Origin of the sequence: Microbacterium sp. NPDC056569 (assembly GCF_042793475.1) — a bacterium.
Classification (GTDB): Bacteria; Actinomycetota; Actinomycetes; order Actinomycetales; family Microbacteriaceae; genus Microbacterium.
The window spans coordinates 1-13,472 of the sequence record NZ_JBHTUV010000010.1 but is presented as its reverse complement, the minus strand read 5'-3'; the positions used below and the strand labels follow the sequence as shown (position 1 = coordinate 13,472).

At 70.7% G+C, this 13,472-nt stretch carries 11 protein-coding genes; 5 read left to right on the top strand and 6 right to left on the bottom strand.

The window, feature by feature from the left end; all coding sequences use genetic code 11:
* Positions 1–13: 13 nt before the first annotated feature.
* Positions 14–2,095, bottom strand: coding sequence for a type IIA DNA topoisomerase subunit B (locus ACFQ7C_RS12605; RefSeq protein WP_378901373.1), 2,082 nt, complete (start codon positions 2,093–2,095; stop codon positions 14–16).
* 168 nt (positions 2,096–2,263) lie between these two features.
* Here ACFQ7C_RS12605 and ACFQ7C_RS12600 point away from each other — a divergent pair, with 168 nt between their 5' ends.
* Positions 2,264–2,482 (top strand): hypothetical protein, encoded by a 219-nt coding sequence (locus tag ACFQ7C_RS12600; protein ID WP_056367331.1) that lies wholly within the window; start codon positions 2,264–2,266, stop codon positions 2,480–2,482.
* A 32-nt stretch (positions 2,483–2,514) separates the two neighbouring features.
* Here ACFQ7C_RS12600 and ACFQ7C_RS12595 read toward each other — a convergent pair whose 3' ends face one another.
* On the bottom strand, positions 2,515–3,564 hold the full coding sequence (locus tag ACFQ7C_RS12595; RefSeq protein ID WP_378901369.1) for an alanine racemase: 1,050 nt from the start codon (positions 3,562–3,564) through the stop codon (positions 2,515–2,517).
* Entirely contained in the window at positions 3,561–4,286 is a 726-nt protein-coding gene (locus tag ACFQ7C_RS12590; RefSeq protein WP_378901366.1) for an alanine racemase C-terminal domain-containing protein, read from the bottom strand. Before ACFQ7C_RS12590 ends, ACFQ7C_RS12595 begins: the two co-directional genes overlap by 4 nt.
* 44 nt (positions 4,287–4,330) lie before the next feature.
* On the opposite strand from ACFQ7C_RS12590, the gene ACFQ7C_RS12585 reads away from it, so the two are divergent.
* A complete protein-coding gene (locus tag ACFQ7C_RS12585) occupies positions 4,331–5,353 on the top strand; it encodes a sugar-transfer associated ATP-grasp domain-containing protein (RefSeq protein WP_378901363.1) in 1,023 nt (340 codons plus the stop codon).
* Positions 5,354–5,431: 78 nt separating this feature from the next.
* Here the strand turns inward: ACFQ7C_RS12585 and ACFQ7C_RS12580 are convergent, their stop codons facing one another.
* The 3 genes from ACFQ7C_RS12580 to ACFQ7C_RS12570 form a co-directional block, all read right to left on the bottom strand.
* Positions 5,432–6,127, bottom strand: coding sequence for a coenzyme F420-0:L-glutamate ligase (locus ACFQ7C_RS12580; protein WP_378901360.1), 696 nt, complete (start codon positions 6,125–6,127; stop codon positions 5,432–5,434).
* On the bottom strand, positions 6,124–7,467 hold the full coding sequence (locus ACFQ7C_RS12575; protein ID WP_378901357.1) for an RNA polymerase sigma factor: 1,344 nt from the start codon (positions 7,465–7,467) through the stop codon (positions 6,124–6,126). The genes ACFQ7C_RS12580 and ACFQ7C_RS12575 overlap by 4 nt, the downstream gene beginning before the upstream one ends.
* A gap of 246 nt (positions 7,468–7,713) precedes the next feature.
* A complete protein-coding gene (locus ACFQ7C_RS12570; protein ID WP_378901354.1) occupies positions 7,714–8,634 on the bottom strand; it encodes a proteasome assembly chaperone family protein in 921 nt (306 codons plus the stop codon).
* 85 nt (positions 8,635–8,719) lie between these two features.
* On the opposite strand from ACFQ7C_RS12570, the gene ACFQ7C_RS12565 reads away from it, so the two are divergent.
* The 3 genes from ACFQ7C_RS12565 to sucB all read left to right on the top strand — a co-directional run bounded on the left by ACFQ7C_RS12565 (position 8,720) and on the right by sucB (position 13,418).
* On the top strand, positions 8,720–10,207 hold the full coding sequence (locus ACFQ7C_RS12565; protein WP_378901351.1) for a leucyl aminopeptidase: 1,488 nt from the start codon (positions 8,720–8,722) through the stop codon (positions 10,205–10,207).
* Complete coding sequence (gene lpdA, locus ACFQ7C_RS12560) at positions 10,204–11,577, top strand: dihydrolipoyl dehydrogenase (protein WP_378901348.1); 1,374 nt, start codon at positions 10,204–10,206, stop codon at positions 11,575–11,577. The genes ACFQ7C_RS12565 and lpdA overlap by 4 nt, the downstream gene beginning before the upstream one ends.
* Before the next feature lie 62 nt (positions 11,578–11,639).
* Complete coding sequence (gene sucB / locus ACFQ7C_RS12555; protein ID WP_378901345.1) at positions 11,640–13,418, top strand: 2-oxoglutarate dehydrogenase, E2 component, dihydrolipoamide succinyltransferase; 1,779 nt, start codon at positions 11,640–11,642, stop codon at positions 13,416–13,418.
* The last annotated feature ends 54 nt before the right edge of the window (positions 13,419–13,472 follow it).

Here is a 13,472-nt window from a genome sequence, read left to right as displayed (position 1 = left end):
CGGCGGACGGCGCTCACGCGTCGATGCGCTCGCGTACCAGGCGGTCGCTGGAGTCGATGATGAACTCCTTGCGCGGCGCCACGTCGTTGCCCATGAGCAGTTCGAAGACGGATGCTGCAGCCTCGGCGTCCTGCATCCGCACGCGTCGGAGGGTACGGCCGCCTCGGTCCATCGTCGTCGTCGCCAGCTGGTCGGCGTCCATCTCGCCGAGCCCCTTGTAGCGCTGAACCGGCTCCTGCCAGCGCTTGCCGGCCTTGGTGAGCTTCGCGAGGAGGCCGTGCAGCTCGGCCTCGGAGTACGTGTAGATCGTCTCGTTGGGCTTCGAGCCCGGATTCATCACCACCACGCGGTGCAGCGGCGGCACGGCGGCGTACACGCGGCCCTCGTCGATGAGCGGCCGCATGTAGCGGAAGAAAAGCGTCAGCAGCAGCGTGCGGATGTGCGCGCCGTCGACGTCGGCGTCGCTCATCAGGATGATCTTGCCGTAGCGCGCGGTGTCGAGGTCGAACGAGCGCCCCGAGCCGGCGCCGATCACCTGGATGATCGCGGCGCACTCGGCGTTCGACAGCATGTCGCTGATCGACGCCTTCTGGACGTTGAGGATCTTGCCGCGGATCGGCAGCAGGGCCTGGAACTCGCTGTTGCGCGCGAGCTTGGCGGTGCCCAGGGCCGAGTCGCCCTCGACGATGAACAGCTCGGATTCGGCGACGTCGTTCGACCGGCAGTCGGCGAGCTTGGCCGGCAGCGACGAGGACTCCAGCGCGTTCTTGCGGCGCTGCGTCTCTTTGTGCGTGCGCGCGGAGATGCGCGCCTTCATCTCGGAGACGACCTTGTCGAGCAGCAGCGAGGTCTGCGCCTTGTCGTCGCGCTTCGGCGACGTGAACCGCGCCGTGAGTTCGCGGGTGACCACGTTCGACACGATCTGGCGGACCGCCGGCGTGCCGAGGACCTCCTTGGTCTGGCCCTCGAACTGCGGCTCGGGAAGGCGCACGGTCAGCACGGCGGTGAGGCCGGCGAGGATGTCGTCCTTCTCGAGCTTGTCGTTTCCGACCTTCAGCCGGCGCGCGTTCTGCGCGACCTGGTCGCGCAGCACCTTCATGAGCCCCTGCTCGAACCCCTGCTGGTGCGTGCCACCCTTGGGCGTGGCGATGATGTTGACGAACGAGCGCGACACCGTCTCATAGCCGGTGCCCCAGCGCACCGCGATGTCGACGTGGCACTGGCGCTCGACCTCGGTCGGCACCATGGCGCCCGACGGCTGCAGCACGGGAACCGTCTCGGTGAACGAGCCCTCGCCGCTCAGACGCCAGGTGTCGGTGACGCCCGAGTCGGGGGCGAGGAAATCGGCGAACTCGGAGATCCCGCCGTCGAACCGGTAGCTCGTCTCGACGGGTTCGCCCGACTCGGTCCCGGGACGCTCGTCGCGGATGACGATCTCGAGTCCGGGGACGAGGAACGCGGTCTGGCGGGCGCGCTGCTCGAGCTCGGGCAGATTGAACGCGGCGTCCTTGGTGAAGATCTGCCGGTCTGCCCAGTAGCGGATGCGGGTTCCGGTCACGCCCTTCGCCGCGCGGCCGGCGACGCGCAGCTCGCTGCGCTCTTCGAAGGGGGTGAACGCCGAGTCGGGGCTGCCGTTGGAGAAGACACCGGGCTCGCCGCGGTGGAACGACATCGCCCACGTCTTGCCGCCGCGGTCGACCTCGACGTCGAGGCGCTCCGAGAGCGCGTTCACGACGGATGCCCCGACCCCGTGCAGACCGCCCGACGCGGCGTAGGACCCGCCGCCGAACTTGCCGCCCGCGTGAAGCTTCGTGAAGACGACCTCGACGCCGGAGAGGCCGGTGCGCGGCTCGATGTCGACCGGGATGCCGCGGGCGCGGTCGCGCACCTCGACGCTGCCGTCGGCGTGGAGCACGATGTCGATGCGCGAGCCGTGACCTGCGAGTGCCTCGTCGACGGAGTTGTCGATGATCTCCCACAGGCAGTGCATGAGGCCGCGCGAGTCGGTCGAGCCGATGTACATGCCGGGGCGCTTGCGGACCGCCTCGAGCCCTTCGAGCACCTGGAGATGATGGGCGGAGTACTCGGCGGTCACAATCTCCCATCGTAATCGGCGCTCCCGACAGGCCCGCGCAGACACGCATCGACGGCATCGGGCGTACGCGCTCAGCGAAATGTGTCGTATTCGCGGCATTCTCGAAACATCGGCGTGGTTGTATTTCATGACCGGCAGAGAGTTCTACGAATACGAGGAGGCACCGAGATGAACACGCTATCGACACCCACCGAGACCGGCGCCGTCCTCGAGCACCGCCTCACGGCGATGGACCGCTGCGACTCCTGCGGCGCGCAGGCCTACATCGCAGCCGAGGTCAACGGCAGCGAGCTGCTCTTCTGCGCGCACCACGGCCGCAAGTACGAAGAGAAGCTCCGCGCGATCGCGACCTCCTGGCACGACGAGACCGCTCGCCTCGCCGAGTAGGCGCCGGTCCGGCAGACTCGCACCCGTCGCTTTCAGCGGCGGGTGTATCTGCGTTCCAGGAGGGGCGACACGCGCAGCGCGATCTCTTCGCCGATCGTGCCGATGATCTCCGCCAGGTCCGTCGCGCCGGGCTCGCCCGCGGCGCCTGGACCGTAGACCGCGACGGCGTCGCCGACGACCGCTCCCGGCCAGGCGGCGACCAGGGAGTCGGAGTCCCCCACGGCGATGAGTTGCCGGCTCCCGGCGGGCGTGCCGACGGAAGCGCGTCGCCCGAGCGACGAGGGGAGACCGTCGAGGGCCCCGAGGCCGATCCGCACGACCTCCTCGGCGACGTCGACGACGTCCGCCTCGAGGGTTCCGATCGGCGTGAGGCCGAGGTCGTCGGCCGACGGCCCTCCGGCGGAACGGATGCCGTAGCAGAACGCCCCCACGCGGACCATGTCGTAGCGGAACTCGGGGCGCGCGAAGGACGCCGCGCTGGCGGCCAGATGCCGTATCGCCGGGCGCAGGCCCGCACCCGCGGCCTGCGCGAGCGCCCGCTCGTACAGGTCACGGGCGTCGTCGTCCTCGGCGTCGGAGGCCTCGGCGATGTGGCTCCAGACACCGACGACGTCGATCACGCCCTCCGCCTCGAGTACGGCCGCGCGCGAGACGAAGTGGGGCCACTGCTCCGGCCGCACGCCGTTGCGGTGCAGCCCCGTGTCGATCTTGAGGTGCACGCGGACGCCCGCGCCGGCGTCCCGCGCGGCCTCTGCGAGCTCCTCCAGCAGGTCGGCGTCGCCGATGCCGACGTCGATGCGCGCCGCGACGGCGGCGTCGAGATCGTCGCGCGAGGCGGCGATCCACGCGAAGATGCGGGCGCCGTCACCGACGGCATCGCGTACGGCGCAGCCGGTCCGCACGTCGAAGGCGCCGAACCAGTTCACTCCCGCGGCGGAAGCGGCCCGCACGACGGGCTCCAGACCGTGGCCGTAGGCGTCGTCCTTGACCACGAGCATCAGCTCGGCGGGAGACACCGTGTCGCGCACGCGCGAGATGTTCGCCGCGAGGGCGTCGAGGTCGACGCGGAGGCGGGCGGTCATGGTGCCTCCTGCCGGATGGCGCGCAGTCCGACCATCGTGACGAGCTCGCCGGCGGTGAGTCCCGTCGCGCGCACCCAATCGGCGAGCGACGGCTCGCCCTGCGCCGGGTCGCCGAGGAAGAGGACTTCGGCGCCGCGCGGGATCGCAGCATCCGTGATCTCCACCACGCACACGTCCATCGCGACCCGACCGACGATCAGGTGCCGCTCCCCCGCGATCGCCACGTCGACGGCGCCGCCGAGGCCGCGCACGACGCCCTGCGCGTACCCGCCGGTGACGAGTGCGACGCGGGTGTCGGCGGGCGCGCGGTACGCGTAGCCGTACGACACGCCTTCGCCCGCGCGGAGGTCCTTCACCGAGAGCACGGTGCCCGTCAGCCGCAGCGCGGGCGCGGCAGAGCGCTGCGCACCCGGCAGCCCGAAGAGCACCGCGGCCGCGAGGGCATCCGTCCGTGCCGGCACGGCGGCAGAGGCGGTCGCGGACACGACGACGCGGTACTCGCGCGGCTCGAGGCCTGCGGCCCCGAGCACATCGCGGACCAGCGCCGTGCCGTGGCCCCAGGCATCCGCCCGCAGGATCGCGGTGTCATACGCACGGATGCCGCGATCCCGCGCCGCGCGCGCGTTCGCGGTCAGCGCGGAGCGAGAGATGCGCGCGACCGGCGCGCTGCGTGGGTCCGATCCCGGCGCCACGTGGGGGTGCCCAGGGATCGCGGAACTCACGCCTCTAGACTATCGGGGTCCCCGAACCGAACCCCGGAGCACGCATGTCTTCTCAGGGCCTCGCCCTCTCGAACCGCCTTCGCTACCTCGCCTGGCGTGTCCGCCGCATCGATGTCGGATCCGTGCTGGAACGCGCGAAGGAGACCGCACACGCGCACGGCAAGTGGACGCCCGCGGTGGTCGTCGACATGCTGTGGTCGGCCGGCTTCAAGCAGGTCGGCTTCCAGGACTATGTCGACTACGACTTCGCGATCCTGAACCGCGCCGAGCGGGCGACCTACATGACGCATCCGGTCTCGAACGAGCTGTCGCAGAAGTACGACCACCCCGACTACCGCGGCCAGTTCCAGGACAAGGTCGAGTTCGACCGCGCGTTCAGCGACTTCCTCCGTCGCGAATGGATGGTCGTCGAGGAGGGCAACGCCGATGCGGTGCGCGCCTTCGCCGAGAAGCACGGCACGATCGTCACGAAGGAGCCGGTGGGTCAAGCGGGCACGGGCGTGCACCGCTACCAGGCGGCCGACGTCTCGGACTGGGACGACTTCCACCGCGGTCTGCTCTCGCGCGGCGAGCTGCTCATCGAGGAGGTCATCCGCCAGCACGCCGACCTCGCGGCGGTGTGCCCCGGAACCGTGAACACCACTCGCGTCACCGCGTTCTTCGACGGCGAGAAGACCCACATCCTGGCGATGGCGCAGAAGTTCGGCCGCGGTGCGGTGAGCGACCAGATGACCTTCGGCGGCTTCTACACGATGCTCGACGAGAGCGGCCGTGCCGTCGGCCCCGGTTACGACTCGCACGGCCACGTGCATGAGAAGCACCCCGACAGCGGGTTCGTCATCGCCGACTTCCAGCTGCCCATGATCGACGAGGTCAAGACGTTCGTCGACCAGGTCGCGCGCGTCGTGCCGCAGATCCAGTACGTCGGCTGGGACATCGTCGTCACGCCCGACGGCCCGGTGCTCGTGGAGGGCAACTGGGGAGCCGGCGTGTATGAGAACAAGCCCAGCGTCACGGGCATCCGCACCGGGCACAAGGCCCGTTATCGCGAGGCGATCGGCTTCTGACCGCCCGCCCGCACGCATGAATCGCGAAAGGGTATGTTTCCGCCGGCGGAAACATACCCTTTCGCGATTCTGTGCATATCAGACGGCGCGCACGATGCCGAGCGGCGTCGACTGGTGTCCTTGACCCAGCGGGTTGTCCTTGAGGATCGAGACGAGGCGCTTCTCCGCGGCCCGGTCGAGCGTCGAGCCGAGGATGTTGCCGCCGAGGTCGTTGATGTCGACCACGGCCACCTCGGGCACTCCGCCGAGCAGGGACTTGAGGTGCGTCGCGACCTCGCGCGGGCGCTCGGGCCCGAGCACGACAGCCTTGTTGTAGGGCGGGATGGTTCCCGACGTCGGGCCGTCGATCGCCCGTGCCTTGTCGCCGGCGATGCGGTAGAAGTCGCCCTTGCGGCCGAACAGCTTGGTGACGGCGGAGACCGCGGCCGCGAACAGGATGCGGATCGTGCCGCACTCGCGCAGCGCCATCTCCATCGTCTCGGGCATGCCGAGCCCGATGCCGTGCGGCGTCCGGGTGACGTACTTCGAGAGGAAGAGCGCGAGCTTGCGGGGCTTGATGTCCTCCACGAGGTACGAACGACCCTGCGTGATCGCGACGATCTTCTCGGTCACGAACAGCAGGTCGCCCTCGCGCACCACATCGGCCGCGTACTCGCGGACGAACTCGTCGAGGTCGTCGCCCGCCATCACGACCCGCGTACGGATCGGGATGCGAGCGAACGACGAGCCTTCGACCTGGACGGTGAGCGCCTTGCCGGCGTTCGCCTCACTCACTCGAGGTAGTCCCGCAGCGACTGCGAACGCGACGGGTGCCGCAGCTTCGCCATCGTCTTCGACTCGATCTGGCGGATGCGCTCGCGGGTGACCCCGAACGTGTCGCCGATCTGGTCGAGCGTCTTCGGCTGACCGTCGCCGAGGCCGAAGCGCATGCGGATCACGCCCGCCTCGCGCTCCGACAGCGAGTCGAGGAGCGACTCGAGCTGGCGCTGCAGCATCGTGAAGCCCACGGCGTCGGCGGGGACCACGGCCTCGGTGTCCTCGATGAGGTCGCCGAACTCGCTGTCGCCGTCCTCGCCGAGGGGCGTGTGCAGCGAGATCGGCTCGCGGCCGTACTTCTGCACCTCGATGACCTTCTCGGGGGTCATGTCGAGCTCGCGGCTGAGCTCCTCGGGCGTGGGTTCGCGACCGAGGTCCTGCAGCATCTGGCGCTGGACGCGCGCGAGCTTGTTGATGACCTCGACCATGTGCACCGGGATGCGGATGGTCCGGGCCTGGTCGGCCATGGCGCGCGTGATGGCCTGTCGGATCCACCACGTCGCGTAGGTCGAGAACTTGAAGCCCTTGGTGTAGTCGAACTTCTCGACCGCGCGGATGAGACCGAGGTTGCCCTCCTGGATGAGGTCCAGGAACTGCATGCCGCGACCCGTGTAGCGCTTGGCGAGGGAGACGACGAGTCGCAGGTTGGCGCCGAGCAGGTGGCTCTTCGCGCGCTGGCCGTCACGGGCGACCCACTGCAGGTCGAGTCCGAGCTGCGAGGTCTTCTCGGCCGCGGACATGTGCGACAGCTTCTCTTCGGCGAACAGTCCTGCCTCGATGCGCATCGCGAGCTCGACCTCTTCGGCCGCGTTCAGGAGCGGCACCTTGCCGATCTGCTTGAGGTAGTCCTTGACCGGGTCGGCCGTGGCGCCGGTGATCTGCGTCGAGTAGACGGGGACGTCGTCCTCGTCGCTCGACGAGATCACGATGGCGCCGGTCGGGAGCGGCTCGGTGAACGCCGGCTTGGTGCTCTCCTCCTCGTCCTCCTCGTCCTCGGTGGGGGCGGTCTCCTCGGTGGTCGCCTTCGCGTCCTTGGCGGTCGCTCCCACGTCCGCCGCGTCGTCGCCGTCCGCGTCGTCGCCGTCGTCCTCGAGTTCGACGTCGTCGTCGAGCTCCTCGACGTCGTCCTCGAACTCGTCGTCCGACTTCTTCGCGCGCTTGGACGCGGTCTTCGGTGCGGCCTTGGTCTTGGCGGCGCCCTTGGCTGCGGGAGCCTTCTTGGCGGCCGCCGTCTTCGTCTCGTCCGTCTCGGTGTCCTTCGCGGCCGAGCGAGCCTTGGTGTTCGTGCCTGGAGTCACGTTTCGCCTTTCACCGGTCGAGGCGCCCTGCGCCTCTCCGGTCGGTTTCGGACACTAGTAAGACCCTTGTCAAGTCCACATCTTCGAAGGGATGCCCCACGAAGACGGTTGACAACGGGTCAGAGCGTCTAGTATCTCATACTTGCCGTGCGCCGCCAGCATCGCCCTGCCGGGGTCGGCGCACCTCCATCCCCTGTGTCAACGCACGGGTCGGGCGTCGAATTCCGCCGGCGCGCGGCGCCGCGATCAGGAACCGCGCTTGTCGTCCTCGGCCGGGCGCGTCGCGAGGAAGCGCTCGAGTTCGGCCGCCAGCTCGTCGGCGCTCGGCAGATCGCCGGTGTGGATCATCGGCGTCGCGAGCGTGGAACCGGCCATGTACGCGTCGTAGCGCTCCTCCAGTCCCTGCACCATGCGGGCGAGCTCCTCGCTGCCCTCGATCTGCTCAGTGACCTTCTCGAGGTACTCGCGGTTCTCCTCGCGCAGCTCGTCGCCGGTGAAGACGAGCCCGGTCGCCACGGTGACGCTGTCGAGGGCGGCCAATGCGGCCGCCGGGTACTCGGTGTCGCCCAGGTAGTGCGGGATGAGCAGCACGAAGCCCGCGACGCGCGCGCCCGCGGCGGCGAGGCGGTACTCCAGCAGGTGTCCCGCGGTCGCCGGCACCTGCGTGTGCGGCTGCCACACCGAGTGCGCCTCGGTCAGCTCCGACCGCGTGCCGCTCACGGTCGTGCCGATGGGGCGCGTGTGAGGCACGGGCATCGGGATGGCGTGCACCCACGTCACCGTCGACACGCCGTACACCTCGGTGAACTCGAGGACCGCCTCGCTGAAGGCATCCCAGGCGAAGTCCGGCTCGTAGCCGGCCAGCAGCAGGAACGGCTGACCGAGGGCGTCGTGGGCGAACGACAGCTCCAGGCGCGACGGCCGGTAGTCCGTGAGGTGGTCCTTCTCGAACGACACGATCGGGCGGCGCGCCCGGTAGTCGAGAAGCGTGTCGTTGGAGAACACGGCGAGCGGCGACGGCCCGAGGTCGTCGCGGAAGTAGTCGATCACACGGCTCACGGCGCTGCCGGCGTCGGTGAACCCGGTCAGGGCGATCACCAGCGGCAGCCCGCGCGGCACGGGCGGCGCGGAGGCCGCACGCTCGAACAGCGGGCCGGGAAAAGGCATGGTCCCATGCTACGAGCCGTCCGCCCGGGTCGGGTCGTGTCGGACGCGCTCAGAGCGAACAGCCGTCGTCCCTAGGATGGAGATCATGTCGTTCCCCGACCTCGAGTACCGCACTGCATCCGTCCGAGAGTCCGACGCCGACCTGCTTCTCCTCGCGCTCCCCCCGCTCGAGGCCGAGGGATCCCCTGATCTCTCGGAATGGCAAGGCCTCCGCGAGGCCCTGTCGGGCGTGGGATTCACCGGTGCCGCGGGGGCATGGGTCCGCGTCCATGCGCCCGAGGCCACGACGCTGCCGCTCGCCGTCGTGGGCACCGGTTCGGCTCCGGATGCTGCGGCCCTGCGCGATGCGATCGGTGCGGCGATCCGCGCCATCACGGGATTCGCGACCGTCGCCGTCGCGGCGCCGTTCGCGGACCCGTCGCTGTGGACCGCGGCCGCGGAAGGCGCGGCCCTCGGCGGGTACCGCTTCGAGGGCTACAAGAGCGAGGCGCCGAAGCCGCGCGCACAGCGCGTCGTCGTCCACGGCACCGCCGAGCCCGACGATGCCGCGCTGAAGCTCGTCGTCGAGACCGCAGCATCCGTCGCGCTCGTCAAGGACCTCGTGAACACGCCCGCCGAATGGCTCGGCCCTGCCGACGTCGCCGAGCGGGCCGCGGACGCCGTCGCGGGCCTGCCCGTGACTGTCGAGGTGCTCGACGAGACGGCGCTGCGCGAGCAGGGATTCGGCGGGATCCTGGGCGTGGGCCAGGGCTCCGACCGGCCGCCGCGCCTCGTCCGCCTGGAGTACGCGCCAGAGGGGGCGTCGAAGCACGTCGCGCTCGTCGGCAAGGGCATCACCTTCGACACCGGGGGCCTGTCGCTCAAGCCGGCCGGATCGATGGTCGGCATGAAGTACGACATGGCGGGCGCCGCCACGGTGCTCGGTGTGCTGCGGGCGGCGGCATCCGTCCAGGCCGCGGTCAAGGTGACGGCGTGGCTCTGCCTCGCCGACAACATGCCGTCCGGCCGCGCGACCCGCCCCGGCGATGTGCTGCGCCTGCTGGACGGGACCACCGTCGAGGTACTCAACACCGACGCGGAAGGGCGCCTCGTGCTCGCCGACGGCCTCGTCGCCGCGAGCCGCGAGAACCCCGACGTGATCGTCGACGTCGCCACCCTCACCGGTGCGATCCTGATCGCCCTCGGCACGCGGCACACCGGTGTGATGGGCGACGACGACGCCGTGGCCGGCTACCTCGCCGCCGCTGCGGAGGCCGGCGAGCCCGCGTGGCAGCTGCCCCTCCCCGCCCACATGGTCGAGGAGCTCGACTCCCCCATCGCCGACCTGCAGAACGCCAAGATCGGCGATCCCGCGGGCGGCTCGCTCTTCGCAGGACTGTTCCTGCGTCATTTCGTCGGCCGCACGGCCGACGAGGCGGATGCCCCCCGAATCCCCTGGGTGCATCTCGACATCGCCGGCAGCGGGACCCACAAGGGCGCGCCGTACGGCTTCACCGACAAGGGGCCGACTGCCGCCACCGTGCGCAGCCTGGTCCGCTTCGTCCTGGCAGACCTCGATGAGGAGGCACGATGACCGACCACTCCTTCGATCTCGTCGTTCTCGGCGGTGGAAGCGGCGGCTACGCGGCCGCGCTCCGCGCCGCGGAACTCGGCAAGACCGTCGCCCTCGTCGAGAAGGACAAGGTGGGTGGGACATGCCTCCACCGCGGCTGCATCCCGACCAAGGCGCTGCTGCACGCGGCAGAGGTGGCCGAGTCGGCACGGGATGCGTCGGCCATCGGCATCCGCGCGACGTTCGACGGCGTCGACCCCGGGGGCGTCCGCGCCTACCGCGAGGGCATCGTCGCGAAGAAGTACAAGGGACTCGAGGGACTGGTCAAGGCCCGCGGCATCACCGTCGTGAACGGCGCGGGGCGTCTCGAGGCGGGCCCGGCCGTCCGCGTCGGGGACGACCTGTACCGCGGCACGGACGTCGTGCTCGCCACCGGCTCCTACAGCCGCACGCTCCCCGGCCTCGAGATCGGCGGCCGCGTCCTCACCAGCGAGCACGCGCTCGAGCTCGACGAGGTGCCCGGCAGCGTCATCATCCTCGGCGGTGGCGTGATCGGCGTCGAATTCGCGAGCGTCTGGCGCTCGTTCGGCGCGGAGGTCACGATCGTGGAGGCGCTCGACCACCTCGTGCCCAACGAGGACGTGGCGCTGAGCAAGGGCCTCGAGCGGGCCTTCCGCCGCCGCGGGATCCAGTACTCGCTCGGAGTGCGGTTCCAGGGCGCGACGCAGACGGCCGATGCGGTGACCGTGACGCTCGAGGACGGCAAGACTTTCACCGCCCACTACCTGCTCGTCGCCGTCGGGCGCGGTCCCGCGACGGCTGGCCTGGGATACGAGGAAGCGGGCGTGACGATCGACCGCGGCTTCGTCGTGGCCGACGAGCGCCTGCGCACCGGCGTCGACCACGTGTGGGCCGTCGGCGACATCGTCCCCGGCCTCCAGCTCGCGCACCGCGGATTCCAGCAGGGCATCTTCGTCGCCGAGGAGATCGCAGGGCTGTCGCCCGTGGTCGTTCCCGATGCCCACATCCCCAAGGTCACCTACAGCCACCCCGAAGTCGCCTCGGTCGGGCTCTCCGAGGCGCAGGCGGTCGATGCCCACGGAGCGGACGGCATCGTCGCGTACGAGTACAACCTCGCCGGCAACGGCAAGAGCGAGATCCTCGGCACGAGCGGCATCGTCAAGGTGGTGCGCGTCAAGGATGGGCCCGTCGTCGGCGTGCACCTCATCGGCGACCGCGTCGGCGAGCTCATCACCGAAGGCCAGCTCGTCGTGGGCTGGGAGGCCCACCCCGAAGACATCGCCCCGTTCGTCCACGCGCACCCGACGCAGTCGGAGGCGCTCGGCGAGGCGTTCCTCGCCCTGGCGGGCAAGCCGCTGCACGCGCTCTGACCTTCGAGACCGTCCCCCATCACTAAGCTAGAACCGATATTTCTTCAGAAGGAGACATCCTCATGAGCACATCCGTGGTCCTCCCCGCTCTCGGTGAGAGCGTGACCGAGGGAACGGTCACCCGCTGGCTCAAGAACGTCGGCGACACGGTCCAGGCGGACGAGGGCCTGCTCGAGATCTCCACGGACAAGGTGGACACCGAGATCCCGTCGCCGGTCAGCGGCGTGATCGAGGAGATCCTCGTGCAGGAGGACGAGACCGTCGAGGTCGGCGCCGTGCTGGCGAAGATCGGCGACGGTTCGGGCACCCCCGCGGCGGCGCCGGCCCCGGAGGCCGCCGCCGCAGAGGCCGCCCCCGCGGCGCCCGCCGAGACTCCGGCCGCGGAGGCTCCCGCCGCCGAGGCGCCCGCCGCCGAGGCCGCTCCGGCTCCCGCGGCCGCTCCCGCCGGCGGTGGCAAGGACGTCGTCCTGCCCGAGCTCGGCGAGAGTGTCACCGAGGGCACCGTCACCCGCTGGCTCAAGCAGGTCGGCGACGAGGTCGCCGCCGACGAGCCGCTCCTCGAGATCTCCACCGACAAGGTCGACACCGAGATCCCGTCGCCGTTCGCCGGCGTGCTCACCGAGATCCTCGTCGCCGAGGACGAGACGGTCGCCGTAGGGTCGGCGCTCGCCCGCATCGGCGAGGCGGGTGCGGCCCCTGCGGCCGCGGCGCCTGCGCCCGCCGACGAGCCGGCCCCCGCCGCAGCGGCGCCCGCCGAGGCTCCGGCTGCCGAGCAGGCTCCTGCCGCAGCTGCGCCCGCCCCTGCCCCGGCTCCTGCCCCCGCTCCCGCAGCTGCCCCCGCTCCCGCAGCTGCCCCCGCTCCCGCAGCTGCCCCCGCTCCCGCAGCTGCCCCCGCCGCCGCTCCCGCCGCTCCGGCGCTGGTCGCCGATGAGGATGGGATCACCTACGTGACGCCGCTCGTTCGTCGCCTCGCGCAGCAGCAGGGCGTCGACCTCGCGTCGGTGAAGGGCACGGGCGTCGGCGGTCGCATCCGCAAGGAGGACGTGCTCAAGGCTGCCGAGGCCGCCTCGGCTGCTCCGGCCGCCGCGCCGGCTGCCGCCGCACCCGCGCCGCTCGAGGTGTCGCCGCTGCGCGGCACCACGCAGCCGATGTCGCGCCTGCGCAAGGTGCTCGCGTCGCGCGCCGTGGAGTCGATGCAGGCGACCGCCCAGCTCACGACGGTGGTCGAGGTCGACGTCACCAAGCTCGCGACGTTCCGCGACAAGGTGAAGAACGACTTCCTCGCCAAGACCGGCGACAAGCTGTCGTTCCTGCCGTTCTTCGCGCTCGCGGCCGCCGAGGCTCTGCAGGCGTACCCCGTCGTCAACTCGACGGTGGACGGCGACCAGATCGTCTACCCCGCCACCGAGAACCTGTCGATCGCGGTCGACACCGAGCGGGGCCTGCTGACCCCCGTGCTGCGTGACGCGGCGAGCAAGAACCTCGCCGAGATCGCGCACGAGATCGCCGACCTCGCCGCACGCACCCGCGACAACAAGCTGAAGCCCGACGAGCTCGCCGGCGGAACGTTCACGCTGACCAACACCGGTTCGCGCGGCGCGCTGTTCGACACGCCCGTCGTGTTCCTCCCCCAGACCGCGATCCTCGGCACCGGCGTGGTCGTCAAGCGCCCCGGCGTCGTGACCGTCGACGGCAAGGACGCGATCTCGGTGCGCTCGTACGTCTACCTGGCTCTGTCGTACGACCACCGCGTCGTCGACGGTGCGGACGCCGCCCGCTTCCTCGGTGCGGTGAAGTCGCGCCTCGAGGCCGCCGCGTTCGAGGGTCAGCTGGGCATCTGATCCGGAGCGGGTTCCGCTGCTAAGGCTGCTGCGCGACGTCGGTGACGTCGCGCA